The organism is Methylobacillus draconifructus (genome assembly GCF_045984385.1).
GTDB classification, from domain to species: Bacteria; Pseudomonadota; Gammaproteobacteria; order Burkholderiales; family Methylophilaceae; genus Methylobacillus; species Methylobacillus flagellatus_A.
Genome location: NZ_JBJQIJ010000001.1, coordinates 109,840 through 134,046, shown reverse-complemented (window position 1 = coordinate 134,046; position 24,207 = coordinate 109,840). Strand labels below are relative to the sequence as shown.

The following is a 24,207-nucleotide window of genomic DNA, read 5'->3' as shown; positions in this document are numbered from 1 at the left end:
TGACCGCGGCACATTAACACCAGTCCGGGTTGGGCAAAGCGGCAAACACCTCGCGCAGGCCGTCGGACCAGCCCTGGCGTATGGTGTTGTAGTAGGGGTCGCTTTCGGTAAGGCGCTGCCTGCAATCCGCATGGAAGCTATCCGTGCGGTAGATCAGCAGGTCGATCGGGGCGGCAACGGAAATATTGCTGCGTATGGTCGAATCGAAGGAGATCAGCACGCACTTCACTGCCTCCATGATATCGCTCTCGTGCGTGATCACCCGGTCGATGATGGGCTTGCCATACTTGGTTTCGCCGATCTGGAAGTAAGGGGTTTCCTGGCTGGTTTCGATGAAATTGCCCGCAGCGTAAATCGAGAACAGCTTGGGTGCCTCGCCCCGGATTTGTCCGCCGACGAGGATGCTGGCGTTGAAATCGGTGTTATGGTTCTTCAAATGCTCATGGTCGAGCTCGTACACCACCCGCAGCTGCTCGCCCACCAGCTGCGCGGCATCGAACATGCTCGCGACGTTGTGCAATGTCGCGCCCTCGTTGAGCTTGATCGCGTCGCGCAGACGGTTGATCACCGCCTGCGTGATGGCAAGGTTGCCTGCCGTCATCAAGGTAATCACCCGCTCGCCCGGCACGTCGAACACGCTCATCTTGGGGAACACGGCCACTTGGTCGACGCCGGCATTGGTACGGGTATCGGACGCCAAGACCAGCCCCTGGTCAAGCAACAAGCCTACACAGTAAGTCATGCGGAAAACACGGTGATTGAGTTGGGTTCATCATACGCATGCGCACAGGGCTCGACAATACCACGAGGGGAGTAGTGCCACCCGCCTACGCAAAATGACGTACACTTGCCTTTTTCCCACAGACTCAGGGACAGTCACATGGAATACCGCAAGCTAGGCAAATCCGACCTCGACGTATCCGCCATCTGCCTGGGCACCATGACCTTCGGCGACCAGAACACCGAAGCCGAGGGCCATGCCCAGCTCGATTACGCGCTGTCGCAAGGCATCAACTTCATCGACACCGCCGAGATGTACCCGGTGCCGCCCAAGGCAGAGACCTATACCCGCACCGAAAGCATTATCGGCACCTGGCTCAAGCGCCAGCCGCGCGACAAGATCATCCTCGCGAGCAAGGTGGCGGGCGGCAACCGCAAGCTCGACTGGATACGCGGCGGCCCGAGCGCGGTAGACCGCGAAAATGTGCGCTCGGCCATCGAAGGCTCGCTCAAGCGCTTGCAGACCGACTACCTCGACCTCTACCAGATCCACTGGCCGGAACGCAACGTGCCGATTTTCGGGCAATACCAGTTCGACCCCACCAAGGAAACCAAGGCCTGGGTGTCGATCCACAACCAGCTTGAAACCCTGGCCGAACTGGTGAAGGAAGGCAAGGTACGCTACGTCGGCGTATCCAACGAGCAACCGTGGGGCGTAATGGAATTCCTGCGCGTTTCCGAGCAATACAGATTGCCGCGCATCGCCTCCATCCAGAACAGCTACAGCCTGCTCAACCGCGGATTCGAGTTCGGCATGACCGAGATTGTCTACCGCGAGCAAGTGAGCCTGCTGCCTTACTCTCCCCTCGCATTCGGCCATCTCACGGGCAAATATATCGACGACCCGCAGGCCAAGGGCCGCGTCACCCTGTTTCCCGGCTACGCCCAGCGCTACACCAAGCCCAACGTCACCCCTGCCAGCGCGGCCTATGCGGCGCTCGCACGCAAGCATGGCCTCAGCCCTGCCGAACTGGCGCTCTCGTTCGTCTACCACCGCTGGTTCGTGACCAGCACAATTATCGGCGCCACCAGCCTGGACCAGCTGCAGGAAAACATCGGCGCCTGGCAAAAGCCTCTTTCGCAGGACATTTTGCAGGAGATCGAGGCGATCCACCTGCGATACATGAACCCCGCGCCTTGAGGCGATATTCCTAGCGGCATGCAGTTGCCCAGCCTGAATACCGCACGCTTGGTGTTGCGTCCTTATGTCATACAGGATGCGCCAACCGTGCAATCGATGTTGGAAGACCGGCAAATTGCAGCCATGTGCGCTTCCATTCCCTGGCCTTACCCGCCCGGTGCAGCCGAGGAATGGCTCGGCACTCATGAAATTCATCACGACCAACTGACGGGCGTCATTTTTGCCGTGACCAGGCGGCAGGACGACGTCCTGCTTGGCACTGTCAGCCTGCTGGATATCCATGCCGCCGACCGCCGCGCGGAAGTCGGCTATTGGATTGCTGCCGAACACTGGAACCAGGGTTACTGTACGGAAGCCTTGCAGGCGCTCATGGCGTTCGCGCGCAACACGCTGGGCATTACGCGCATTACCGGGCGCTGCCTGGCGCATAACCGGGCATCGGCACGCGTGCTGGAAAAATGCGGCTTGCTCCAGGAAGGTGTGCTGCACGCGCATGCCCGCTCAGAAGGGAAATACCACGACGTACTGGCCTTTGGCGTTTGCTGGCCAGAGCGCATGCACTCTGCGGACGGTTGAAGACCTATTGCCAGCATCCGCTGGCAGTTCGCATCAGCCTAATTTGAACCTGCCCACCGCCAAAGCCAGCTCGTCCGCCTGCTGCTGCAATGAGGCTGCCGCTGCAGCCGCCTGCTCGACCAGGGCTGCGTTCTGCTGCGTGACCTGGTCCATCTGGCTGATCGCGATGTTCACCTGTTCGATACCGCTGGTCTGCTCGCGGCTGGCGACAGTGATTTCGGCCATGATATCGATGATGCGCTGCACGCTCTGCACCACTTCCTGCATCGTCGCTCCCGCTTCCGTCACCAGCTTTTCCCCGGTGCCGACACGCTCCACCGAGTTGCCGATCAGCTCCTTGATTTCCTTGGCGGCCGAAGCGGAACGTTGCGCCAAGCCGCGCACCTCCGCAGCGACCACGGCAAAGCCCCGCCCTTGCTCGCCGGCCCTGGCGGCTTCGACTGCTGCATTCAATGCCAGGATATTGGTCTGGAAGGCAATCCCGTCGATCACGGCGATAATATCGACAACCCGCTTGGAGGCCTCGTTGATCGATTCCATGGTTGATACCACCTGCGACACCACATTGCCGCCGCGCAAGGCAATTTCGGAAGCGGAGGCGACAAGCTGGTTGGCTTGCTGGGCATTATCCGCGTTCTGGCGCACTGTAGCGGTGATTTCCTCCATGGAGGACGCGGTCTCCTCCAAGGCGCTGGCCTGCTGCTCGGTACGGGAGGATAAATCCAGGTTGCCTGCCGCGATCTCGCTGGAGCCAGTCGCAATCGCGTCGGTGCCTTGGCGCACCCTGTTCACGATGCGCACCAGGCTGTCATTCATTTCCTTCAATGCCGAGAGCAGCTGGCCGGTTTCGTCCTGAGACGATACGTTGATGTCAGCTGTGAGGTCGCCGGCGGCCACGGTCTTTGCGATTGCAATAGCGCTGTTGAGCGGGCGCGTCACGCTGGTGATGATCCAATAGGTCAGCCCGGCGCCGGCAGCAGTCAGGATAAGCAGTGCCAGCAGAATCGACGAGACGGCAAGATCGTGCTGCTTCTGCGCCGATGCTTGATTGCGCTCGCGAATGCTTGCCGAGTGCTCGCTGACAAACGCCACGATCTGGTCGATCTTTTGAGTAGGTTCGCGGTCCATGCCCTTGACCAGCTTATCGACGGCCTGCGTGCTCTCGAGGCGGGAGCTGTCGAACTGCTTGAGCGCATCAAGATAATCGAATTCAAGCTTGGCAAGCGAACTTTTCGCCTCGGTCACCATGTCCTCATCCAGGCCGAGCTTAGCGAAAATAGTCTGCAGCCTGCCTAACTCCTCTTGCGTCTCTTTGCCGCTCTTGATGAAGGCATCCCGGTATTTGGCAAACGCTTCCATATCATGGCCGCGTAACAACGTGTTCTTCCACTCCTGGATTTGTATCTTGAATATGACTTGTGCCTTGCGGGCAGTATCCACTGCCTCTTCCGAGGACGCGGCCTGTTCCAGCGTAAGCTGGAGCAGAGCGTTCGTTTTCGACAGCGCGATCCAACCCGTCAGCCCCAGGATCAGCGACCCCAGCAGAAGAAACACGCTCAGGCCGATCAAGCGCGTGGAGATTTTTATATCATGAAGTTGCATTGTCTTACTCGGGAGTTGGAACAGGTTGGATGGGATGAGGCCACACTAGCGGCAGCTTCGTCATTTACGGCATTCCCCAGCGAAACTGAAGACATAAAGCGCGTTGCCCGCATGACAATTTCGCCACATAAATATTGCAATTTAATGTCATTTTGACGAATTGAATTAAAGACCCATCAACGGAGCGCCTATTAAGTACTCGAGAAGATAGAAAATAACCATATAAATACAAAATTTTATGGAAATATTTTTATCAAGGGGTGTCCTTTTTTCATTCTCGCGTGTCATTACTAGTAGAAGACCTGAAAATTTCAGAGTGATCGGCATAACAATTTGAAGCGAAGCTCATTCGCCGGCACATTTCCCTGACGTTGGACGTATCCACCCTCCCCTCGCGGGAGGGCTTGTTTTGCGCTTGGCCGCGCGGCTGCTTGGCTGCGGCCTGTATTGATGTTTTAATCAAGCCATCGAGCCTGCCGCCCGCCAATGTAAAGGAGTCCGATGCGCATCGTCTTTTTCAGCACCCAGGTATACGACCGGGAAAGCTTTCTTGCCTTTCCCAAGCCCCAGAATACCGAATTCATCTTCCAGCAGCCCAAGCTCACGGTGGATACCGCCGTGCTTGCCGCAGGAGCGGAAGTCGTCTGCGCCTTCATCAATGACGACTTGTCCGCCCCGGTGCTGGAGAAGCTGGCAGCCAACGGCACCAGGCTGGTCGCATTGCGCTCCGCGGGCTACAATCATATCGACCTGGAAGCCGCACAAAGGCTCAACCTCGCCGTCGTGCGCGTGCCCTCCTATTCGCCGCATGCGATCGCCGAGCATACCGTCGCATTGATCCTTGCGCTCAACAGGCACCTGACGCGCGCCTACAACCGTACCCGCGAAGGCGATTTCAGCCTGCGCGGATTGACGGGCTTCGACCTGGTCAACAAGACCGTAGGCATTGTCGGCACGGGGCAGATCGGCGCAGCGTTCGCGCGCATCATGGCAGGCTTCGGCTGCAAGATACTGGCCTACGACCCTTACCCCAACCCGGAAGTCACCGCCTTGGGAGCCAGTTATCTCGAACTCGACGCGCTATTGGCGCAATCCCATATCGTCAGCCTGCACTGCCCGCTGAGCCCTGCGACCCACCACCTCATCAATGCCAGCTCGCTCAGCCGCATGCAGCAAGGCAGCATGCTCATCAACACCAGCCGCGGCGCATTGGTGGACACGCCCGCCGTGATCGACGCATTGAAGCGCGGCCACTTGGGCTACCTAGGCTTGGACGTTTATGAAGAAGAAGCGGACTTGTTCTTCGAGGATTTATCCGACTTTCCATTGCAGGATGACGTGCTGGCGCGCCTGCTGACCTTCCCCAACGTCATCATCACCGCGCACCAGGCTTTTCTCACGCGCGAAGCGCTCGATGCAATCGCCGGCACCACGCTTGCCAATATCAGCGCCTGGGCGGAAGGCAAGCCGCAAAACCTGGTCAGGCTGGAAACATGAGCCTGATCCCCAGCCAGCTTCCCGAAGGGCTGGAAGCCTACAAGCGTACCCCGGACTTCACGCCGGACAACCTGCCGGCCGCCCTGCAATCGCAGCATTCCACCAAGGCCGGCATCTGGGGCCTGCTGCATGTATTGGAAGGCCAAGTCGTCTACCGCCTGGCGCCGCCGAATGAGGCATCAGCGATTGCCGATGCGGGGGAAACCATCGTCATATTGCCGGAGATCATCCATTGGGTGGAATTCGGCATCCCCGGCAAGTTCTATGTGGAGTTTTACCGCGAAGCGGCAATTGAGTAGCTGTTTTCACGCTTCGCGGCAACTCGGTTACAGCTCTGCACACTACCGAAACTGTGACTGTTGCCCATCTGCTAGAGAACAGATAAGGCTGAACAAGCACTGTCCTCAAGTATCGAAAGGCTGATGACGCCTTTGCTTTGTCTAGTCCCTTTCCACGACCCGGTCCAGCAAGCAGTCGATCCGCGGCGCAATCAGGATAATGGACAGGAACACCACGGGCCATGCCGTGATGAAAGCATGGGCCCATTGATGCAGGAAGAGAGGCGCAGGCATGCCGCGCAACGCCAGGATCACCGCCGACACGATCAGCGAGGTTACCGCCGACATGACAAAGGCGAACAATGGCTTGCGGTACCGGGAGTGCAGGCGCCTGCCATGCGGCGGCAACCTTACCAAGGCAACGCTTCGCCCTGATGGAAGAATCCGCCGCTGGGCCCTTCCGCGCCCAGTGTGGCGAGTTGTGCGCTGGTCTTGCCGCTGCCATCCACCTCCATCGGGGCGTTGGCGCCACCCAGCGCTGTCTTCACCCAGCCGGGATGGGCGGCATTGACCTTGATCGCCGTATGCTTGAGCTCGTGCGCGAGATGCACGGTATAAGCGTTCAAGGCGGTCTTGGATGTATTGTAGGCGACGCTCTTCGCCTGCTCGATAGGCGAATCCGGCATGCTGTGCAGGCTGAGGGAAGCGAGGATGCTGGAAAGGTTGACGATTCGCCCAGCCTTGGAGCGCTTGATCAAGGGCAGCAAGGCCTGGGTCAGCTCAATCACGGCGAAGAAATTGACCTCGAAGGTATCGCGCAGCACCTTGCCTTCCACTTGGCTGCTGTTGTTGCCGCCGACCAGGTTCTCTTTCAAGATGCCTGCATTATTCACCAGGATATCCAGCTTGCCGAAATGCTGCTCGACAAACGCAGCCACCTGGGCGGCGGCCCCTGGCTTGCCCGCCTCGTAAGGCACCACGACAGCCTTGATACCTAGCGCCTGCAATTTTTCCGCTGCGGCTTCGCCGCCTGCGGGGTCGCGCACAGCCAATATCACCTGGATGCCTTGCTCCCCCAGTTCCTTAGCGGTTTCGAAACCGATGCCGCGGTTGGCGCCGGTAATCAATGCAACCTTGCTTTCCATGTTACTCATGCTGATCTCCTATATTTATGTACCATACGGTAAATAAATATTAAACGGTGCGAAAATACATTGTCAAATAATTTTTAACCAAGTGGTACAATATTATTAATTCGATAGTGATTGCGAGTATGAACATGGCTGACATCAAGAAACCACGGGGCCGCCCCAGCAAATTCGACCCGGAGGCATCCCTGGAGATTGCGATGCGATTGTTCTGGGCCCATGGCTATGAAGGCACCTCGGTCGCGGAGTTGACCGATGTCATGGGAATCAACAAGCCAAGCCTGTATGCCGCGTTCGGCAGCAAGGAGAAATTATTCGAGAAAGCGCTGCAGCGATACATCGCCGGCCCGATTGCATTCGTTTCGGCGGCGCTCGGCGAACCCACTGCCTACCGCGTGGTAGAAAAACTATTGTCGGAAAGCGTCCATTTCCTTACTGCGCCGGATTCGCCCCGCGGCTGCATGGTCAATACGGGGTCGCTGAGTTGCAGCAAAGAAACCGCCGCGGTCAAGGAAACACTGGCGAAATACAGGCAACAGTTCGAAACTTCCCTGACGGCGCGCCTGCAACGCGCCCAACGAGAAGGCGACCTGCCTGGGCAAACCAATCCTGCCACCCTCGCCAAGTACATCGCCACCTTGCATCAGGGCATGAGCACACAAGCCGCCAGCGGTGCCAGCCGCGAAGCACTGCTGGATATGACAAGGCTTGTGCTGGACAACTGGCCATCTCGTTGACCTTCCTGCATCAAGGTGTTACTTTATTGCTACCAACACTAGCAGTATGCCAATGACAACCACCAGCCTCAAATTGCCAGACAACCTGAAAACGCGCATCAAGCAACTTGCCGATGCGACAGGAAAGACTGCGCATGCCTTCATGCTGGACGCGCTCACAGAACAAACCTTGCGAGAGGAAAAGCGGCAGGCGCTGATCGCCCGCGCCCTGGAGGCAAAAGCCGAACATGAACAATCCGGCACCGCTTATGCGGCAGAAGATGTGCATGCCTACCTGCGCAACAAGATACAAGGCCAGCATACAACCAGACCCAAACCCATCAAGCAGACACGATGACCAGCATCGTCTACTCCTCGGCTGCATTGGAGGATATTGAAAGGCTAGTGGATTTTCTGCTGGAGCAATCAGGCGAATGGGCCATGGCCACCTTCGATATCATCGATCACGGTATCTCGCTGCTGGCGTTGCACCCGGATATCGGCCGGCCAATATCCGGCACGGACTTGAAGGAACTCGTGATTTCACGCGGGCGAAGCGGCTATATCGCGCTGTATGAATTCGACCCGCTCACTGACCAGGTATTGATACTGGCGATCAGGCACCAGCGCGAGCTTGAATGAAAGTAATATTGAAATCGCCAGAACCTGGATTCGCTCAACTCATACTGCCCACCTCGAGCAGATGCGTCTTACACAAGCAATGCAACTAAAGCCCATCATCCAAATACTGCACGTCAACCCTGACCCGCAGATACCTGCCTAACTCAGACAACTCCACCACATCAATCCTGCGCTCCCCGGATTCAATCTTGGCAATCACACACAAAGTCACACTAGATATTCCAGATATCCCACATGGACATGGGCTATCTTTCAAGCGGGGAGTAGCAGATGGATTACTCGATACCAAAGAACATGAGAGCCTGCCTCATGATACTCACTCAGCCAGCTATCAACGTGGGATAGCCCTTGGCATTACATTCAAAAATGAAATTGCGAAACTCGTAAAAAATATTTAAGACAAGAAAATGCATCTTCCCCTTACTATATCAATTTGCATCATGTTAACGGCTTGTGGACTGGCATATCAGAAGCAAGTAAAAGAATTACTCAGCCGCTACACCACTACAGACTGGGGATATCTACATGATGAACATGAGTATCAAGAAAAGCGCTTAATTCAGGAAATGCTGAAAGATCCGGACAGTGCAAAATTCCGGTTTGGATCAACCCAACGAATGGTGAAGAATGTTGGAGGTAGGCCTACCTTGGTTTGGATTTCTTATGTATTCGTCAATGCAAAAAACTCTTTTGGAGGTTATACCGGCGAGAAAACCTATGCATTTGCCTACAAATGCAACCTCACCAAAGATTGTAAATTAGTAGACTATGCAACACCCGGCCAGTATGCCGACCAGTTAGATTGGCAATTGTGAATTAAATAGAGTTCACAATTTAAGTTACTTGCATCATCTGATTGAGTAATTAGACAGGTCGTTTGGCGAAAAACTGCACTGGCTGCGGTTGCGGCATTTGCAGCACGTTCTTGCGTACCTTGCCCATCACGTGCATTTCGCAGCGCTTGCAGTCAAACTTGAGGCTGATCCTGTCCTTGCCGCTGACGAGGGTCATGGGTTCGGCGGTAATCGTGCCCTGCACGCCGATCACGCCCTTGGCTTCCTTCGGACACATGGCGAAGCTGTAGCGTAGGCAGTGCTTGGTGATCATCACCGGCACTTCGCCCAGTTCCTCGTTTGCCTCGTAGGCGGCGGCAATCGCCTGCACACCGTGCTTTTCGTAGAACTCGCGCGCTTTCTTGTTGTAGACGTTGGAGAGGTAGCTCAGCGTATCCTGCGGGTATTGCGCAGGCGGCTCGGCGGGCTTGCCGGGCCTGGGGCGCTCGTAACCGAGCAGGCGCGTGGCTTGCAACTGGGCCACCGCTTCGCGCCGGAGCTGGTTGACGACGGAATTGGGAATGAACGATGCAGCCTTGAGGTCCAGCGCGATTTCGCCAGCGGAAAATTCGGTATTGCCGAGCTTGGCGAGGTTTTCGCGGATATTGGCTTGCGCCTTTTCCGCCTGTTCGGCCGGCTGCTTTTCCGCCCTGGTTTGCACATAGGCCATGAAGCTGTCTTCGTCCTGCATGCTGAGCGAGAAGCCGTCCGCCGTTTCATGCAGCGTCATCGCCACACTGATTTTTCGCTGGGCGGAATCCTTTTCCAGCAAGCGCAGGAAGGCATGGTCGCGGTTGCGGTAGACCTTCATGTTGCGGCGCATGTCGGCGGGCATTTCGTTCGGGTAGAGGCGCTTGCCCTGCACGGTGTTGATGCGCATGCCGGTGAGTTCCTTGTGCACGTCGAAGAAGCAGACGCCGTCGCCGTTGTGCAATTCCAGCGAAGTTTCCACTTCAAAATAATCCGGCCCGACCTTGGTGACGCGACCGATTTCCTCGCCCGCGAACTTGGGCGTATCGAACGCGCCGACATCCTCGCCGCGTCCGTGCAGGAAGTATTCGGTGGTGCTGCGGTTGAAAGTTTTTTCCGGCTGCGGCACGAAGCTGAAGATCGCGCGGCCCGAGGAGGCGCGGCGGTAATGCGGGCTATCCTCGAGGATGTCGTCCAGCAACTGGCGGTAGTAGGCCGTGGCGTTCTTGACGTAGGCGATATCCTTGTAACGCCCCTCGATCTTGAAAGCGCTCACGCCCGCCTCCGCCAGCGCGCGCAGGTTGGCGCTCTGGTCGTTGTCCTTCATCGACAGCAAGTGCTTATCCTTGGCGAGGATGCGGCCCTGGCTGTCTTCCAGCGTGTAAGGCAGGCGGCACTCCTGCGAGCATTCGCCGCGGTTGGCGCTGCGCCCGGTGTGGGCGTGGCTGATGTAGCACTGGCCGCTGAACGCCACGCACAGCGCACCATGGATGAAATACTCCAGGTTGCACTTGGTAGCGGCTGCGACCTTGCGTATGGTATTGAGGTCCATCTCGCGCGCGAGCACGATCTGGGTGAAGCCGACCTGGTCGAGGAACACCGCCTTTTCCACGGTGCGGATGTCGGTCTGGGTGCTCGCATGCAGCTGGATCGGCGGAATATCCATCTGCAGCAGGCCCATGTCCTGCACGATCAGCGCGTCCACGCCCGCGTCGTACAATTGCCAGGCGGTCTGCCGCGCTGCTTCGAGCTCGTTGTCGTGAAAGATGGTGTTGAACGCCACGAACACTTCGGCATGGTAGCGGTGAGCATGCGCCACCAGCCGCGCAATATCCTGCACCGAGTTTTCCGCCTTGGCGCGCGCGCCGAACGCCGGGCCGCCGATATACACGGCATCGGCGCCGTGGTTGATCGCGGCAATGCCGTAATCGGCATTCCTGGCCGGAGCGAGCAATTCAAGATGGCGGCGGCTTTGGGTCATGGCTTGTAGGAATAAAGCGAATGGCAAAAGGATGCGCAATATACCATAATCACGCAAGGGATAGCGCCGAATTGCTCAGGCGCATCAATATGATACAAGCAAAAACAATATGATCAGGAGCACTCCATGCGCATCAACACCATCCGCAACATCTGCTTCACCATCTGCATCCTGTGCATACTTGCCAGCCTGTTGCTCGGCGTCGCCATGATTTGGGACTGGATCAAGGATTCGGATTTCATCCACAAGAGCTTCATGACCCTGGGCGTATTGTTCGTCGCCTCGCTACTGACCTTGACGGTGGCCAAGAAGCTGGGCGTAGGCAACGATTAGATTGTGGCTGGTTCCTTGACGCCAACCTCTTGACATCAACCCAGGGATGCTCCTGATTTCACGCCCTCTTCCCGCCCCGCCGCTTCGGTGAGCACCGCCACATTATCCTTGGTGAAGAAGCCCTGGAAATCGCCGAAGCGCTGCACGTATTCCACAATCAGGGACGAATGCTCGGAGGCGTTGGAGAATATCTGCTTCAAGCCTTCCTCGCGCGAACCGATGACGTCGAGCAGGAAGCCCTTCCCCTGCGAGGCGATCGCATTCACGGCGAACTCGATATGCTCGACGCCCTCGCGCTCGCCGTCCTTCACCGCCACCGCGATATGGTGCAGGCGCGGCCCGTAGTTGCGCACGAAGGTTTCGGTGGGCGACGGCAGCTTTTCCAGGTGGTTGACGAAATAAGGCGTGTTGTTGGCGGTGAACACCTTGGCCGGGCTCTTGGATTCCGGCAGTCCGTGCGCGCTTTTGGTGACATTGGTCGATGAGTTCTGGTCGAAGATATTGTAAGCGCCCCAGAAGTAATAGCTCGACCACGATAGGTATTCCAGGATCGCCACCTCGCGGCTCTGGCTGTAGATCCGCGTCGCGAGATGGTCGATCGGCAGCAGCAGGTCGCCGAAATTGAGCTTCTGCTGCAAGGCCTTGGCCGCTTCATAGGCCATCTGCAATTCAGGATCGATGCGGCTTACCCCGAGGGAATACACACGCATTTCTTCCGGTTTGCGCTCCAGGTAGGCGACGATATTATGCGTATAGGGCGAGGGCTTGCTCACGGCGAGGTTGCCTGGCAGCTCCAGCTTGCGCACCTCGTCCTGCGTGAAAAAGCGGAATTCCCGTTCCTGCTGCAGCTTGACTACGTCATGCAGGCTGTCCACGCGGATGATCTCGCCCATGTAGCGGCTATTCGGCTTGCGCGCCCCCACCGGGTAGATTTCGTTGAGGCTGCGAAAAATGCCGCGCAGGTTGGGATCCTTCACTTCCCGCACCAACAGGTCGGGCGAGTCCAGGTCGATGCGCAGCACATGCGTCCAGTGCGATTCGCTCTCCAGCGTCACCAGGTAATGGTACGAAGTCATGAAGCATAGCTCCGCGACATACTTGACCGAATGCCCCGGGTCCACCGTGATCATGAGCGCATCAATCTCATGCACCATCGCGGTCAACCCCACCGCGTCGCGCTCTTCCAGCAACTTGACCAGGTACTCCTCGAAAAATGCCGAGTTCTCCTTGTCCCCGTGGCGGGGAAACTGCAATGAATTCATGCGTTTTCCTTGTAATACTTTCGGCTATCTAAACCAGAAACCCTAAAAACGCGGTGGACAAATCCCTCTAAACCGAGCGATGCAGAAAAAGTGGCTGGCAAGGCGCATCCACGCAGACAGTACACTGAAGTACGGCAAGTGGATGCAACGCCGCCAGACGCTTTTTCTGCATCGCGATCATTGTTGGGATTGGAGTTGGCTGACATGCACCCCCACCGTCATCGTCTCCAACCCGCCGCCCACGCGCATGCCGCTCACAGGGCAGGCGTCGCCGTAATCCAGGCCGGTCGCCAGGCGCACGTGCACGCCATTGGTCCTGCAACGGTTGGATACGTCAAAGCTGGTCCAGCCGGACGGCATCCATGCATCAGCCCAGGCATGGCTTTCCATCAAGCTGCCGTCATTAGTGAACAGGTAACCGCTCACATAGCGTGCGGGGATGCCCAGGTAACGGCAGCAAGCAATGAAAATATGCGCATGGTCCTGGCAGACGCCGTGCCCGCTGCGGAATGCTTCGGCAGCGGAGGTATCCACGGCAGTCACGCCACGGTTGTACGGCACTTTGTCCACGATCGCATGCATCATGTCGTCCAGCGCTTGCTCGTTAGGCTGATTGACTCGGAATTGCTCCGCAAAGTTGCGCAGGATTGCATCCGTAACCGTCAGTGCAGTGGTACGCAAATAAATCTCGCGCGGCAGCATATCGTATGCAGGCGGGATATCCAGGCCTGTTTCCACCTCACCCGTGGCCAGGATATTGATTTCTTCATGCGGGGTATCCAGCACCAGCAGATGCGCTGCATTGCCATAGGCATCGTTGTGACGCTGCAGGTGGCCATTGACCCGGATCTCCCAGCGCCTCACCCGCTGGCCGAAGCCGTCCTGCGGCGTCAAGCGCAGTTTCTGGATGGTGTAATTGACAATATCAGTGTAGAGATAATGCGTGCGGTGGTTGATCGTGAACTGCATGGCAATGCTCCATTCATTCAGTCTCGGCGGCTAGGCCATTGATCGGCGCATTCAAGAAGGTGCGCTGGATCTCGGCACCGAGATTGTTGTTGGAAGTGATGAAATCGGTGAGGAATTCGTGCAGCCCTTCCTGGAAAATATCGTTCATACGTCCATAACGCAGCCGTGCGTGCAGCTCGCCTGCAAGACGCCTGCATTCGCTGCTATGGCGGCCGCTGAGCTGGTCCAGGATGGGCGTGATCTCGGAAAAGCAGGCATGCAACGAGCGCGGCATGTCCTCCCGCAATACCAGCAATTCCGCCACCTTCCATGGCTCGATCGCGTCGTTGAACACCTTCTGGTAGGCCTGGAAGGCGGAAACCGCGCGCAATATCGCGCTCCACTCGTAATAATCCACCGCGCCGCCCACTTCTTCGTCGCGGGGCAGCAGCAAATGATATTTGACGTCGAGCAGGCGCGCGGTATTGTCTGCCCGCTCGATGAACGTCCCCAGGCGCAGGAAGCGGAACGCGTCGTCCCGCAGCATGGTGCCGAAGCTCACGCCGCGGAACAGGTGGGAGCGGGACTTCACCCAGTCGCAGAACTCGCCCAGCCCCTTCTGCATCAAGTCCATGCCGACAAACTGGCTGAATTCCAGCCATAGCGCATTGATGTTTTCCCAGGTTTCCGCCGACAGCGTGACGCGCACGGAACGCGCGTTTTCGCGCGCGCTGCGCAAGGTCGAATAGATGCTGGACGGGTTGTGCGTATCCATGGCGAGGAAGCGCACCACGCCGGCCGCCGTCACTTCGCCGTAATCCCGGCGATAGCTGTCCACGCCGCCGGCAATCTGCAATGCAGGCTCCCATAGCGTGGTTTCGCTCTGCGAGGCGTTCGGCACCAACGACATGTTGTAAGTCACGTCCAGCACGCGCGCCATGTTCTCGGCGCGTTCGATGTAGCGCGCCATCCAGTACAAATGATCTGCGGTTCTGCTTAGCATGGCATCAATCTTTCAAAATCCAGGTGTCCTTGGTGCCGCCCCCTTGCGAGGAATTCACCACCAGGGAGCCTTCGCGCAACGCGACACGGCATAACGCGCCCGGCACCAGGCTGACCGTCTTGCCCGACAGCACGAAGGGCCGCAGGTCGACGTGCCGTGGCGCGATCCCCTTTTCCACCAAGGTCGGGCAAGTCGACAACGCCAGCGTCGGCTGGGCGATGTAGTTGGCCGGGTTCGCCAGGATGCGCTGGCGGAAATCCTCCAGCTCCTGCTTGCTGGCGGACGGCCCGACCAGCATGCCGTAGCCACCCGACCCCTGGACTTCCTTAACCACCAGTTCCGCCAGGTTGTCCAGTACGTACTTGAGGTCGTCCGCCTTGCTGAGCTGGTAGGTCGGCACGTTCGACAGGATAGGCTCCTCGCCGAGATAGAACCTGATCATCTCGGGCACATAGATGTAGGTGTCCTTGTCGTCCGCCACCCCGGTGCCCACCGCATTCGCCAGCGTGACGCCGCCATTGCGGTAGACGGAAAGCAGGCCCGGCACCCCCAGCATGCTGTCGGGACGGAAGCTCAACGGGTCGATGAAGTCGTCGTCGATGCGGCGATAGATCACGTCCACGCGCTTGGGGCCTTCGGTCGTGCGCATATAGACCGCATTGTTGCGCACGAACAGGTCCTGACCTTCCACCAACTCGATGCCCATTTGCTGAGCGATGAAGGCATGTTCGAAATAGGCGCTGTTGTAGGCTCCTGGCGTCAGCAGCACCACCGTCGGCTCATGCACGCCGGCCTGCGCCACGGCTCGCAGGTTGTTGAGCAGGACCTGCGGATAGTGCTCAACCGGCGCCACCGGGTAGCGGCGGAACAATTCGGGAAACAGGCGCATCATCATCTTGCGGTTTTCCAGCATGTAGGAAACCCCGGAAGGCGTGCGCAGGTTGTCTTCCAGCACGTAGAAGTCGTTTTCGCCGGTGCGGACCAGATCGACGCCGGCGATGTGGGCATAAACGCCCTTGGGCACGTCCACGCCGAACATTTCGGGGCGGTATTGCGCGTTCGCCAATATGCTGGACGGCACAATGCCCGCCTTGATGATGTCTTGCTCATGGTAGATATCATGCAGGAACATGTTCAGCGCCTTGACGCGCTGGATCGCGCCGTCGGACAGACGCGACCACTCGCCGGCGGAGAGGACGCGCGGCACGACGTCGAACGGAATCAGGCGTTCCGCGCCGGCATCCTCGCCATAGACGTTGAAGGTAATTCCTACCCGGCGAAACAGTAGTTCTGCTTCCTGGCGCTTGCTCTCAAGCTGCTGGTGCGGCACCCCTTGCAGCCAGGCAGCGTATTCGGCATAGATTGGCCGTACCGCTTCGTCTTGCAGGAACATCTCGTCAAAAGGTTTTTTCTTAGCGGTATCCATGCAATACCTCTCGCAAGGGTCATGCCAGATAAAAATTCCTTGTTATTCATTGCGTTAAAAATATAGCAATCAATAACATCAGGCATTTGCACCAAAACAGTGCAAATGCCAGCTACCGCCGGGTGCCAGCACCAGGCTGGCGATGAGAGACTCAATCCTTGCCGGAACGCCAGATCGAGATCATCAACATGATGCCGATGACGAACGCGAGGAAAAAGCCAAGAAAACCGAACGCGGGCAGGCCGAAAAGCTCGGGCCCGCCTCGCACCGTCATGACGATGGACGAGCCGATGATCAGCGAGGCGGTGATCAGCGCCATGGTGAGGCGGTTGGTGCTGTGGTCGAGCTGGTGCCCGAAGTGGTCCAGGCGCTTCAAGTCCAGGTTGAGCTTCAACCTGCCCCGTCCCGCCTCCTTCAGCACCTGCGACACGTCGCCGGGCAGGTCGCTCACGGCTCCCAGCGTCTTGCTGAAGCCGCGCGTACCCTTGCGCCACAAGGTCTTGGGCATGTAGCGCTCGATGATGATCTTCTTCACGAAAGGCGTGAGGTGGCTGATGATCTGGAAATCAGGATCAAGCTGACGCCCCAGGCCTTCCAGGGTGATCAACGCCTTGAACAACATGGTGAGGTCAGGCGGCACCGACAGATGGTTCTCGCGCATGATCGTGGTGAGGTCGTTCAAGAGAATGCCGAAACTGATGTGCTTGAGCGGCGCATTGTCATAGGTACAGATAAACTCATCGACATCAGCCCCCAGCTTGTCCTCGTCCACCACTACATTGCCAGCCCACGTGATCAGGATACCGCGCAGGGTATCAATGTCGCGCGACACCAGCGCGGCGAGCAGGTCGGCAATTTCGTTGCGCCGGTCTATGCTGATGCGCCCGACCATGCCGCAATCAATCACGGCGATCTTGTTTTCCGGCAGGAAAAAGATATTGCCGGGATGCGGGTCGGCATGGAAAAAGCCGTCGATCAAGACCATCTTCATGACGGCATCCGCGCCGCGTGCGGCAAGCAGGGGCAAGTCCATCCCGGCTTGGCGCGCCTCCTCCAAGCTATTGCCCGGTATGCCGTTGATCTTTTCCATCACCAGCACGCTTTCGCTGGTGTAATCCCAATAAATCTTGGCGAAACTGGTGGTTTTGTCAGTGAGAAAGTTGCGTGCGAAACGCTCGGTATTGCGTCCTTCCAACGCGAGGTCGAGCTCGCGCTTCAATGACTTGGAGAACTGGTCCACGATCTCGGTAGGATTGAAGCGCCGCGCCTCCTCCACTTCAGCCTCGATCAGGCGCGCGATGTGGTGCAGCAGGCGCAGGTCGGCGTCAATGTTCTCGCGTATGCCTGGCCGGCGCAATTTCAGGATCACCGGGGTGCCGTCCTGCAGCTTGGCCTGGTACACCTGGGCAATCGAGGCGCCCGCCACGGGCGTGGTATCGAAATCGCGGAATACCTCGAACGGGGATTTGCCAAGCGCCTCCTGCAAGCCGGGCAGCATATCCTCGAACGGCACGGGCGGCACCTGGTCCTGCAGCTTGGACAGCTCTTCTATCCAATTGGGAGGGAAAATATCCGGGCGCGTTGCCAGCACCTGTCCCATCTTGACGAAGGTCGGTCCCAACTCCTGCAGCGCCATGCGCGCGCGGACTTCAGAAGGCAACTGCATGATTTCACGCGAGGCTTCCGAATTGAGCGCATTGCCCGCGCGGCGCAACCAACTGCGCTTGCCGAGCCGCTCCGCAATGTCACCCCAGCCGTAATGCATGAGGATGCGGCCAATCGCACGCACACGCTTGAAATCACGCATTACCGAAATTGTTTCACGCAGCATAGTCTTCCCGGCCAAAAAACTGAGTTTGTATTATTCGTCCTGATCCAGGCGATCGGCACGCTGCTCGATGCGCGCAGCCATTTCCTTGAGCTTGTGGCTGGCGGCATGGGCCACTTTCGCGCCCACATGCTTGACCGCCTGCTTGCCCGCGCGTTTCAGGCGGCTGCCCGTCCCGTGGATGCGCCTGGCGACAGATTCTGCCAGCAGCCGCGCACGCTCACGCGACCCCAGCCTGAAATGGCTGGCATATTCCGCCAGGGTTTGCTCCATTTCTTCCGGGCTCAAGTGGTGCAGCACCTCGCGGCGCCTTGCATCGTCAAGATTGGTTTTCAATTTCTGCATAAGTGGATAAGCGCTCGAACTCATGATGACATGCCTTATTCCAACATCGACAAAGCCATTCTACACCAAGCCATCAAGCTTCCCTTTCCTTATTGCCAAGACAGTCGCGCTGGCGTTCGAGTTTCAGGAAAACTTAAAGAACTGGTTTACAGAACCGAAAATAAACTAATAGAATCGGGACTAGTGATGAAATTACCTGTCATTTTTGCTGTTTTTGTATTGCTGAACAATTCCCCTGCCTGGGCGGGAGAGGTCAGCGCTGCCCGGCAGCTTCAGCAGGACGCCATGGAGGCGACCCAGGGCTGGACCGAATCCGTGCAGGAAGTGCTCATCAATGCCCTGAGCTTGACCGGCATCAAGTACAGCTACGGTGGAATATCGCCAGAAACCGGGTTCGATTGCAGCGGCTTTGTGCGTTATGTCTTCCAGCAGTCCACCAGCATGACCCTGCCTCACGGCGCAAAAGCCATCAGCAAGCTCGGACAGCCGGTCTCACAGGAACAGCTGCAGCCGGGGGATTTGGTGTTTTTCAACACCTTGAAATCCGCGTTCTCGCATGTCGGGATTTATCTTGGCAACCAGAAGTTCATCCACGCCCCCAGTTCGGGCGGCGGCGTGCAGGTCGTCGATATGACGGACAATTACTGGGCCAAGCGTTTCAACGGCGCCCGCCGCATGGAAGACAGCCGATAAGTTCCTCAATACTGCACGTCAAGCCAGGGCAGTATCCAGCATCATCATCAGCACGAAGCCGATAATCAAGCCGCTGGTCGCAAAGACTTCATGTCCCTTGCGGTGCGACTCTGGAATAATCTCGTGACTCACCACGAACAGCATGGCGCCTGCCGCGATACCCAAACCCCAGGGCAATAGCGCCGCAGAAGAGCTCACGATCGCAGCGCCGAGCACGGCGCCTGCAGGCTCGACCAGCCCGCTCGCCATCCCGATCAATATCGCGGTGCGGCGGGAATAGCCCACCACCGCCAAGGCCATCGCCACGACGAAGCCTTCCGGGATATCCTGGATTGCGATCCCGGTAGCCAGTGCGCCGCCGCGCACGACGTCGCCGCCCGCAAAGCCTACGCCAATCGCCAAGCCTTCCGGCACGTTGTGCAACGCAATGGCAAATACGAACAGCCAGGTACGCTTCAAGGCCAGCGTATTCTCGCGTTCCATGCCCTTGATGAAGTGCTCGTGCGGCACCCATCGTTCCAACGCCAACAACAGTGCAGCGCCGATAATGATGCTGCCGCCCACCATGGAGGCGGCGCCCCATGCGCTCGCGCCTTGGGCCTGGGCCGACTCGATGCCCGGCACGATCAGTGAAAAGGCGCTGGCGGCGAGCATGACGCCCGCCCCAAAGCCGAACAGGGTATCCATGATGCGGTCTGGCAACTGCTTCCAGAAAAACACCGGCAAAGTGCCTGCCGCGGTTGCCAATGCCGCGGCGGAACCTCCCCAAAAGGCATCGCGCACCTGGGGTACGTCCCAGGCGGCTTGCCCCCAATCCCCAAACGATTGCACCAAAAACAGAATGAAGCCCAGGATACCCAGGGCTATCATCCACAGCCATAGCTTTTGCCGGTTGTTAGCGAGAATGAAGGGGAAGTTCATGACACGTTCCAGTCCCTACTTGGACAAGGCTTCCTGGTAACGGCGTGCGACCTCATCCCAGTTGATGACATTGAAGAACGCGCCGATATATTCCGGACGGCGGTTCTGATAGCGCAAGTAGTAGGCATGCTCCCAGACATCCAGGCCGAGAATCGGCGTGTTGCCGTGGGACAAGGGGTTATCCTGGTTGGCGCTGCTTTCCACAATCAGCTTCTTCTCGGGAGTCACGGACAGCCATGCCCAACCGCTGCCGAAACGCGTCAGGGCAGCCTTGGTGAAGGCTTCCTTGAATGTATCGAAACCGCCGATGTCGGCCTTGATCGCGTCCGCCAAGGCGCCGGTAGGCTCTCCGCCGCCATTGGGGGACATGACCTTCCAGAACAGGCTATGGTTGGCATGGCCGCCGCCATTGTTGCGCACCGGGCCGCGCAGGTTTTCCGGCAAGCTGTCCAGCTTGGCGACAAGCGCCTCTACCGGCTCGTCCGCAAAAGGCGTGCCTTCGATGGCGGCATTCACGTTGTTGATATAAGTCTGGTGATGCTTGGTATGGTGGATTTCCATGGTCTGGGCATCGATGTGCGGCTCGAGGGCCGTATAAGCATAATCAAGGGGGGGTAATGTATACGTCATTATTTTGCTCCTTAGTTTTTTGATCGTTAAATTTTAGAGGGAATGTTGAACCCGGTTGCCGCAGTCAATCTGCACGAGCTATCTTATGCTTTTTAGCACAGAAAATCTCACTGGGATTCAGGATTTAGTGTAGCGGCTGGTCTTGCAGGCTACAGAACTGCCCGCAGACACGCAAGGTCCTCGCTACTAAAGGATGTTGACTATACAGCTGGCTAAAGTTCAATAGTTCTCTGTATGTACAGCGCCCGTGACGCTGGGCTGCTTCGCGCAATGCGCAATGCATCGCGGGATCGGAGCAAATGCGCGACAGGCATTGGTGCACCTCGCACAGCCGGCATGCCGCAGTATTGATATCTCCCTGGCGGGCATAAACATTGGCGAGGTTATGGTGGGATACCACATAGGCGGCAAACACGGTATCGATCGGCACGGCCTGCTCATCCGCCTGCACGCACTCCCTGAGCAGCAACTTGGCCTGCTCGAGCGCAGTCTGGTATTGCCGCAATGCTAGCTGGTCCTGCTTGTCGGAATAGGCGCGGTTTCCCTGGCGAATGGTATTTTCCCAAGTCGCGATCGTATGGTCGGATGCTTCGTCAGGTAGGGAAGATATGGTGTCGTGATGCCTGACCGGGCTCATGTGGCTGGCTCTACAATTAATAATGACAATGAGAGGAATTATTATTTATTTACAAACGCAATACAACTCCCTTCCGTCATAAAAATTGGGAGGAGCTTTACAGCTAGCCCAAGTCCAGCGATAGCAGGCGTCTAATGCGCCTGCAGATTCTGCTTGGAAAACAAGCGCCCTTGCACGCAGTCCACCCGCATTTTTCGCGCCCAGTCCAAGGCTGCGCAGGTGTCCACGTCGGTCATCACCGTTTGCACGCCGATCTTGCGCGCCGCTTCTACCAGCCAATCCACCATCGCCTGGGCGGCCTTGCCGTCCAGCTCCCGCAACGCCCGGCTGCTGAACTTCACCATGGCAGCATCAAGAAAGGCGCTCAAGGAGAACATGCCCCAGGACAGCCCGGCATCCTCCAGTGCGACCGAGGTGCCGGAATGCTGCAACAGATCCATCATGTGCTGGGTGCGGAAAGTCTCGTGCATGGTGTGGTTCTGGACGACATTGATGACGATCTCGCGTTCGGACCAGGCATATTCCTTGAACAGGCCGAGGAATGGGTTGTCCTCCCCCTCGCCTCCGGCAAAGAAGCTATCCATGTCAAGATCCAGCATCAGCCAGCCCTCGCCCGGAAAGCTGGCAATCTGCAGCTTCTTCAATTCCAGCTCGAGATGAAACAGCAATAACGGATTCTTGCGCAGGCTTACCCTCAACTTGTCTGCATTCAACGGCCTGCCGTTGCGCGCCCAGAACCGTGCATGGGCTTCATAGCCCAGCATCTCGATCGATTGCACGTCCACGATAGGCAAATAATCAGTGCCGAATTGCCGCGCCATCACCACGTCCAGCAATTCGTTGGGGGCCATGTCGTGCGGCTCGATCTCATGATCGAGCAATAAGGCCCCTATTTCCGATTGGTTAAATGCATTCATGTTGATGAACCTTCCACAAAATCCCTGTCAGGAAACATCATAAATGAGAACAATTTACATTTAAAGAGTTATTTCCAACTATTTTAGTCGGATATTATTTTCCTCCCGCAAAATCCTATTTAAATAATTTGATTTCAGCTACTTGCGATCGCTATGGCCGAGATCGCGCTCGGGATCGATACGGTCGCGCACCAGTTGCTTTAATTCCTTCGACTCGGGAAAACGCCCGTGTTCCTTGCGCGAGAATAGCAGCTCCCCATTCAGCCTGACCTCAAAAATCCCTCCGGTTCCCGGAACCAGACTGACGCGCTTAATGTCTGACTCGAACGTTGTCAGCAGCTCCTGCGCCATCCAGGCCGCTCGCAACAGCCAGCGGCACTGCGTGCAATATTCGATTTCCAGTTCCGGCAACTTGGGCAGGCTCATTGACTAACAGCTCCATATGTAAAATAAAGAAATTTAGCGTTCAAGTGATTGAAAAGCAAAAAATGACTGTGCGATACTCTGCAACGTTTTGCAATGACAACATAAATAGCGGAAAATGGGCTAGTCGCTCCCTGTCTTCCAATTACAACCATTAGTATTCAACCATTCTGGTTTTTCCATTGAGGAATCGTTTTACATGCGCAAACTTAAAAAGATCGGCTTGATCGTCGCAGGCCCGTTGCTTGGCGTCATGCTGAGCTTGAGTTACTCCGCCATTGCGGACAAGGAAACCAAGCCGCAGCTGCCGCTCGATGACCTACGCACATTTGCCGAAGTATTCGGCAAGATCAAGAGCGACTATGTAGAACCGGTTGAAGACAAGAAGCTGCTGACCGAAGCCATCAACGGCATGCTGTCAGGGCTGGACCCCCACTCGGCCTACCTGGACGCTGATGCGTTCAAGGACTTGCAGGCAGGCACCCAGGGCGAATTCGGTGGACTGGGCATTGAAGTCGGCATGGAAGACGGTTTCGTCAAGGTGGTCGCCCCGATCGAGGATACGCCCGCATACAAGGCCGGCCTCAAGAGCGGCGACCTGATCATGAAACTGGACGACACGCCGGTGAAAGGCATGACGCTCACCGATGCCGTCAAGCGCATGCGCGGCAAGCCGGATACCAAGATCACCCTGACCGTGCTGCGCAAGGGCGAAGCCAAGCCGCTGACCTTCGTGCTCACTCGCGCCATCATCAAGACCCAAAGCGTCAAGTACAAACTGTCTGAACCCGGCTATGCCTATATCCGCGTCACCCAATTCCAAGAGCATACCGGCGAAGACCTCGCGAAAGCGCTGAAAGCCATGCGCGAACAGAACAAGGAAGCCTTCAAGGGCCTGATCCTCGACCTGCGCAACAACCCTGGCGGCTTGCTGAACGCAGGCGTCGGTGTTTCCGCTGCCTTCCTGCCCAAGGGCGAGCTCGTGGTCTATACCGAAGGCCGCGGCGAAGAAGCCAAGATGCGCCTCACCGCCAATCCTGAAAACTACGTGCGTGGCGGCGCACGCGCAGACTACCTGCGCGACTTGCCGGCCGACCTCAAGACACTGCCTATCGTAGTGCTGGTCAATGGCGGTTCCGCATCCGCTTCGGAAATCGTCGCCGGCGCATTGCAGGATCACAAGCGCGCAATCATCATGGGCACCCAGACCTTCGGCAAGGGCTCTGTGCAAACCATTCTGCCGATGAACAACGGTGCGGCCATCAAGCTCACCACCGCCCGCTATTTCACGCCGAAGGGCCGCTCGATCCAGGCCAAGGGCATCGTGCCAGACATCTTGGTGGAAGAAGCAACAGTCAACTCGCAAGAGCACGCTGCAATGCTGCGCGAGGCTGACCTGAGCCGCCACCTGAGCAACCCCAAGGATGGGGAAGAGGTTCCTATCGTCCAGCCTGCGCCAGCCGAGCAAGAGGATACCAAGCCCGAGGCACCTGCTGCCGAGCCTGACAGCAAGGATCAGAAAGACAAGGCAGCGCCAAGCGGCCCGATCGAGCCAGGCTCCAAGGCCGATTACCAGTTCAACCAGGCGCTCAACCTGCTGAAGGGCCTGCAGATCCTGCAACGCAAATAAGCAAACCCCCAGGCCGCCTCAGGCGGCCTGGCCTCTGCAATCCTGCA

General features: G+C 57.5%; 28 protein-coding genes. 12 read left to right on the top strand and 16 right to left on the bottom strand.

Annotated elements, in window-relative coordinates; genetic code table 11:
• Positions 1 to 13: 13 nt before the first annotated feature.
• On the bottom strand, positions 14 to 742 hold the full coding sequence (locus tag ACKF11_RS00725; protein WP_309564329.1) for a proteasome-type protease: 729 nt from the start codon (positions 740 to 742) through the stop codon (positions 14 to 16).
• 138 nt (positions 743 to 880) lie between these two features.
• On the opposite strand from ACKF11_RS00725, the gene ACKF11_RS00720 reads away from it, so the two are divergent.
• A complete protein-coding gene (locus tag ACKF11_RS00720) occupies positions 881 to 1,921 on the top strand; it encodes an NADP(H)-dependent aldo-keto reductase (protein WP_407995608.1) in 1,041 nt (346 codons plus the stop codon).
• 18 nt (positions 1,922 to 1,939) lie between these two features.
• Positions 1,940 to 2,497, top strand: a complete 558-nt coding sequence (locus ACKF11_RS00715; protein ID WP_407995607.1) for a GNAT family N-acetyltransferase — start codon at positions 1,940 to 1,942, stop codon at positions 2,495 to 2,497.
• Positions 2,498 to 2,530: 33 nt separating this feature from the next.
• Here the strand turns inward: ACKF11_RS00715 and ACKF11_RS00710 are convergent, their stop codons facing one another.
• The gene (locus tag ACKF11_RS00710; protein ID WP_407995606.1) at positions 2,531 to 4,099 is read right to left on the bottom strand and encodes a methyl-accepting chemotaxis protein; all 1,569 of its coding nucleotides are present in this window, start codon (positions 4,097 to 4,099) and stop codon (positions 2,531 to 2,533) included.
• Positions 4,100 to 4,600: 501 nt separating this feature from the next.
• Here ACKF11_RS00710 and ACKF11_RS00705 point away from each other — a divergent pair.
• Positions 4,601 to 5,596: a 2-hydroxyacid dehydrogenase gene (locus ACKF11_RS00705; protein ID WP_407995605.1), complete on the top strand. Its 996-nt coding sequence runs from the start codon at positions 4,601 to 4,603 to the stop codon at positions 5,594 to 5,596.
• Positions 5,593 to 5,895, top strand: coding sequence for a TehB family protein (locus ACKF11_RS00700; protein WP_407995604.1), 303 nt, complete (start codon positions 5,593 to 5,595; stop codon positions 5,893 to 5,895). Before ACKF11_RS00705 ends, ACKF11_RS00700 begins: the two co-directional genes overlap by 4 nt.
• Positions 5,896 to 6,036: 141 nt before the next feature.
• Here the strand turns inward: ACKF11_RS00700 and ACKF11_RS00695 are convergent, their stop codons facing one another.
• On the bottom strand, positions 6,037 to 6,291 hold the full coding sequence (locus ACKF11_RS00695) for a DUF2798 domain-containing protein (RefSeq protein WP_407994680.1): 255 nt from the start codon (positions 6,289 to 6,291) through the stop codon (positions 6,037 to 6,039).
• Positions 6,285 to 7,028: an SDR family oxidoreductase gene (locus tag ACKF11_RS00690; protein ID WP_407995603.1), complete on the bottom strand. Its 744-nt coding sequence runs from the start codon at positions 7,026 to 7,028 to the stop codon at positions 6,285 to 6,287. The genes ACKF11_RS00695 and ACKF11_RS00690 overlap by 7 nt, the downstream gene beginning before the upstream one ends.
• A gap of 125 nt (positions 7,029 to 7,153) precedes the next feature.
• Between ACKF11_RS00690 and ACKF11_RS00685 the strand changes: the two genes are divergently transcribed.
• The 5 genes from ACKF11_RS00685 to ACKF11_RS00665 all read left to right on the top strand — a co-directional run bounded on the left by ACKF11_RS00685 (position 7,154) and on the right by ACKF11_RS00665 (position 9,195).
• Positions 7,154 to 7,759, top strand: coding sequence for a TetR/AcrR family transcriptional regulator (locus ACKF11_RS00685; protein ID WP_407995602.1), 606 nt, complete (start codon positions 7,154 to 7,156; stop codon positions 7,757 to 7,759).
• Between the two features lie 52 nt (positions 7,760 to 7,811).
• Positions 7,812 to 8,096 carry a CopG family ribbon-helix-helix protein gene (locus tag ACKF11_RS00680; RefSeq protein WP_407995601.1) on the top strand — a complete coding sequence of 95 codons (285 nt, stop codon included), beginning with the start codon at positions 7,812 to 7,814 and terminating at the stop codon, positions 8,094 to 8,096.
• The gene (locus tag ACKF11_RS00675) at positions 8,093 to 8,380 is read left to right on the top strand and encodes a type II toxin-antitoxin system RelE/ParE family toxin (protein WP_407994676.1); all 288 of its coding nucleotides are present in this window, start codon (positions 8,093 to 8,095) and stop codon (positions 8,378 to 8,380) included. Before ACKF11_RS00680 ends, ACKF11_RS00675 begins: the two co-directional genes overlap by 4 nt.
• Positions 8,381 to 8,568: 188 nt before the next feature.
• Positions 8,569 to 8,778: a hypothetical protein gene (locus ACKF11_RS00670; protein ID WP_407994675.1), complete on the top strand. Its 210-nt coding sequence runs from the start codon at positions 8,569 to 8,571 to the stop codon at positions 8,776 to 8,778.
• 9 nt (positions 8,779 to 8,787) lie between these two features.
• Positions 8,788 to 9,195 carry a hypothetical protein gene (locus tag ACKF11_RS00665; RefSeq protein ID WP_407995600.1) on the top strand — a complete coding sequence of 136 codons (408 nt, stop codon included), beginning with the start codon at positions 8,788 to 8,790 and terminating at the stop codon, positions 9,193 to 9,195.
• Positions 9,196 to 9,244: 49 nt separating this feature from the next.
• Here the strand turns inward: ACKF11_RS00665 and ACKF11_RS00660 are convergent, their stop codons facing one another.
• Positions 9,245 to 11,164 carry a peptidase U32 family protein gene (locus tag ACKF11_RS00660; RefSeq protein ID WP_407995599.1) on the bottom strand — a complete coding sequence of 640 codons (1,920 nt, stop codon included), beginning with the start codon at positions 11,162 to 11,164 and terminating at the stop codon, positions 9,245 to 9,247.
• 126 nt (positions 11,165 to 11,290) lie between these two features.
• On the opposite strand from ACKF11_RS00660, the gene ACKF11_RS00655 reads away from it, so the two are divergent.
• Entirely contained in the window at positions 11,291 to 11,497 is a 207-nt protein-coding gene (locus ACKF11_RS00655) for a hypothetical protein (RefSeq protein WP_309564314.1), read from the top strand.
• Positions 11,498 to 11,532: 35 nt separating this feature from the next.
• Here ACKF11_RS00655 and ACKF11_RS00650 read toward each other — a convergent pair whose 3' ends face one another.
• The 6 genes from ACKF11_RS00650 to ACKF11_RS00625 form a co-directional block, all read right to left on the bottom strand.
• Positions 11,533 to 12,759, bottom strand: coding sequence for a hypothetical protein (locus ACKF11_RS00650; protein WP_407995598.1), 1,227 nt, complete (start codon positions 12,757 to 12,759; stop codon positions 11,533 to 11,535).
• Positions 12,760 to 12,936: 177 nt separating this feature from the next.
• Positions 12,937 to 13,728: a transglutaminase family protein gene (locus ACKF11_RS00645; RefSeq protein ID WP_407995597.1), complete on the bottom strand. Its 792-nt coding sequence runs from the start codon at positions 13,726 to 13,728 to the stop codon at positions 12,937 to 12,939.
• A 13-nt stretch (positions 13,729 to 13,741) separates the two neighbouring features.
• A complete protein-coding gene (locus tag ACKF11_RS00640) occupies positions 13,742 to 14,710 on the bottom strand; it encodes an alpha-E domain-containing protein (protein WP_309564311.1) in 969 nt (322 codons plus the stop codon).
• A 4-nt stretch (positions 14,711 to 14,714) separates the two neighbouring features.
• On the bottom strand, positions 14,715 to 16,136 hold the full coding sequence (locus ACKF11_RS00635; protein ID WP_407995596.1) for a circularly permuted type 2 ATP-grasp protein: 1,422 nt from the start codon (positions 16,134 to 16,136) through the stop codon (positions 14,715 to 14,717).
• Between the two features lie 151 nt (positions 16,137 to 16,287).
• Positions 16,288 to 17,967 (bottom strand): ABC1 kinase family protein, encoded by a 1,680-nt coding sequence (locus tag ACKF11_RS00630; RefSeq protein WP_407995595.1) that lies wholly within the window; start codon positions 17,965 to 17,967, stop codon positions 16,288 to 16,290.
• 30 nt (positions 17,968 to 17,997) lie between these two features.
• Entirely contained in the window at positions 17,998 to 18,333 is a 336-nt protein-coding gene (locus ACKF11_RS00625) for a hypothetical protein (protein WP_309564308.1), read from the bottom strand.
• Between the two features lie 162 nt (positions 18,334 to 18,495).
• Here ACKF11_RS00625 and ACKF11_RS00620 point away from each other — a divergent pair, with 162 nt between their 5' ends.
• Complete coding sequence (locus ACKF11_RS00620; RefSeq protein ID WP_407995594.1) at positions 18,496 to 19,002, top strand: C40 family peptidase; 507 nt, start codon at positions 18,496 to 18,498, stop codon at positions 19,000 to 19,002.
• A gap of 18 nt (positions 19,003 to 19,020) precedes the next feature.
• Here the strand turns inward: ACKF11_RS00620 and ACKF11_RS00615 are convergent, their stop codons facing one another.
• From ACKF11_RS00615 to ACKF11_RS00595, 5 genes are all read right to left on the bottom strand, one after another.
• Positions 19,021 to 19,923 carry a ZIP family metal transporter gene (locus tag ACKF11_RS00615; RefSeq protein WP_309564306.1) on the bottom strand — a complete coding sequence of 301 codons (903 nt, stop codon included), beginning with the start codon at positions 19,921 to 19,923 and terminating at the stop codon, positions 19,021 to 19,023.
• 15 nt (positions 19,924 to 19,938) lie between these two features.
• Entirely contained in the window at positions 19,939 to 20,553 is a 615-nt protein-coding gene (locus ACKF11_RS00610; protein WP_407995593.1) for a superoxide dismutase, read from the bottom strand.
• A 124-nt stretch (positions 20,554 to 20,677) separates the two neighbouring features.
• Entirely contained in the window at positions 20,678 to 21,190 is a 513-nt protein-coding gene (locus ACKF11_RS00605) for a DUF2753 family protein (RefSeq protein ID WP_309564304.1), read from the bottom strand.
• Positions 21,191 to 21,321: 131 nt separating this feature from the next.
• Positions 21,322 to 22,107, bottom strand: a complete 786-nt coding sequence (locus tag ACKF11_RS00600; RefSeq protein WP_407995592.1) for an EAL domain-containing protein — start codon at positions 22,105 to 22,107, stop codon at positions 21,322 to 21,324.
• Between the two features lie 138 nt (positions 22,108 to 22,245).
• Positions 22,246 to 22,533: an Rdx family protein gene (locus ACKF11_RS00595; protein ID WP_407994662.1), complete on the bottom strand. Its 288-nt coding sequence runs from the start codon at positions 22,531 to 22,533 to the stop codon at positions 22,246 to 22,248.
• Between the two features lie 196 nt (positions 22,534 to 22,729).
• Here ACKF11_RS00595 and ACKF11_RS00590 point away from each other — a divergent pair, with 196 nt between their 5' ends.
• Positions 22,730 to 24,160 (top strand): S41 family peptidase, encoded by a 1,431-nt coding sequence (locus ACKF11_RS00590; RefSeq protein WP_407995591.1) that lies wholly within the window; start codon positions 22,730 to 22,732, stop codon positions 24,158 to 24,160.
• Positions 24,161 to 24,207 lie beyond the last annotated feature (47 nt).

What these genes read in the sequence shown, in the direction of transcription:
- ACKF11_RS00725 (WP_309564329.1), bottom strand. Translation starts at nt 742, where the DNA reads ATGACTTACTGTGTAGGCTTGTTGCTTGACCAGGGGCTGGTCTTGGCG.
- ACKF11_RS00720 (WP_407995608.1), top strand. Translation starts at nt 881, where the DNA reads ATGGAATACCGCAAGCTAGGCAAATCCGACCTCGACGTATCCGCCATC.
- ACKF11_RS00715 (WP_407995607.1), top strand. Translation starts at nt 1,940, where the DNA reads ATGCAGTTGCCCAGCCTGAATACCGCACGCTTGGTGTTGCGTCCTTAT.
- ACKF11_RS00710 (WP_407995606.1), bottom strand. Translation starts at nt 4,099, where the DNA reads ATGCAACTTCATGATATAAAAATCTCCACGCGCTTGATCGGCCTGAGC.
- ACKF11_RS00705 (WP_407995605.1), top strand. Translation starts at nt 4,601, where the DNA reads ATGCGCATCGTCTTTTTCAGCACCCAGGTATACGACCGGGAAAGCTTT.
- ACKF11_RS00700 (WP_407995604.1), top strand. Translation starts at nt 5,593, where the DNA reads ATGAGCCTGATCCCCAGCCAGCTTCCCGAAGGGCTGGAAGCCTACAAG.
- ACKF11_RS00690 (WP_407995603.1), bottom strand. Translation starts at nt 7,028, where the DNA reads ATGAGTAACATGGAAAGCAAGGTTGCATTGATTACCGGCGCCAACCGC.
- ACKF11_RS00685 (WP_407995602.1), top strand. Translation starts at nt 7,154, where the DNA reads ATGGCTGACATCAAGAAACCACGGGGCCGCCCCAGCAAATTCGACCCG.
- ACKF11_RS00680 (WP_407995601.1), top strand. Translation starts at nt 7,812, where the DNA reads ATGACAACCACCAGCCTCAAATTGCCAGACAACCTGAAAACGCGCATC.
- ACKF11_RS00675 (WP_407994676.1), top strand. Translation starts at nt 8,093, where the DNA reads ATGACCAGCATCGTCTACTCCTCGGCTGCATTGGAGGATATTGAAAGG.
- ACKF11_RS00665 (WP_407995600.1), top strand. Translation starts at nt 8,788, where the DNA reads ATGCATCTTCCCCTTACTATATCAATTTGCATCATGTTAACGGCTTGT.
- ACKF11_RS00660 (WP_407995599.1), bottom strand. Translation starts at nt 11,164, where the DNA reads ATGACCCAAAGCCGCCGCCATCTTGAATTGCTCGCTCCGGCCAGGAAT.
- ACKF11_RS00655 (WP_309564314.1), top strand. Translation starts at nt 11,291, where the DNA reads ATGCGCATCAACACCATCCGCAACATCTGCTTCACCATCTGCATCCTG.
- ACKF11_RS00650 (WP_407995598.1), bottom strand. Translation starts at nt 12,759, where the DNA reads ATGAATTCATTGCAGTTTCCCCGCCACGGGGACAAGGAGAACTCGGCA.
- ACKF11_RS00645 (WP_407995597.1), bottom strand. Translation starts at nt 13,728, where the DNA reads ATGCAGTTCACGATCAACCACCGCACGCATTATCTCTACACTGATATT.
- ACKF11_RS00640 (WP_309564311.1), bottom strand. Translation starts at nt 14,710, where the DNA reads ATGCTAAGCAGAACCGCAGATCATTTGTACTGGATGGCGCGCTACATC.
- ACKF11_RS00635 (WP_407995596.1), bottom strand. Translation starts at nt 16,136, where the DNA reads ATGGATACCGCTAAGAAAAAACCTTTTGACGAGATGTTCCTGCAAGAC.
- ACKF11_RS00630 (WP_407995595.1), bottom strand. Translation starts at nt 17,967, where the DNA reads ATGCTGCGTGAAACAATTTCGGTAATGCGTGATTTCAAGCGTGTGCGT.
- ACKF11_RS00625 (WP_309564308.1), bottom strand. Translation starts at nt 18,333, where the DNA reads ATGAGTTCGAGCGCTTATCCACTTATGCAGAAATTGAAAACCAATCTT.
- ACKF11_RS00620 (WP_407995594.1), top strand. Translation starts at nt 18,496, where the DNA reads ATGAAATTACCTGTCATTTTTGCTGTTTTTGTATTGCTGAACAATTCC.
- ACKF11_RS00615 (WP_309564306.1), bottom strand. Translation starts at nt 19,923, where the DNA reads ATGAACTTCCCCTTCATTCTCGCTAACAACCGGCAAAAGCTATGGCTG.
- ACKF11_RS00610 (WP_407995593.1), bottom strand. Translation starts at nt 20,553, where the DNA reads ATGACGTATACATTACCCCCCCTTGATTATGCTTATACGGCCCTCGAG.
- ACKF11_RS00605 (WP_309564304.1), bottom strand. Translation starts at nt 21,190, where the DNA reads ATGAGCCCGGTCAGGCATCACGACACCATATCTTCCCTACCTGACGAA.
- ACKF11_RS00600 (WP_407995592.1), bottom strand. Translation starts at nt 22,107, where the DNA reads ATGAATGCATTTAACCAATCGGAAATAGGGGCCTTATTGCTCGATCAT.
- ACKF11_RS00595 (WP_407994662.1), bottom strand. Translation starts at nt 22,533, where the DNA reads ATGAGCCTGCCCAAGTTGCCGGAACTGGAAATCGAATATTGCACGCAG.
- ACKF11_RS00590 (WP_407995591.1), top strand. Translation starts at nt 22,730, where the DNA reads ATGCGCAAACTTAAAAAGATCGGCTTGATCGTCGCAGGCCCGTTGCTT.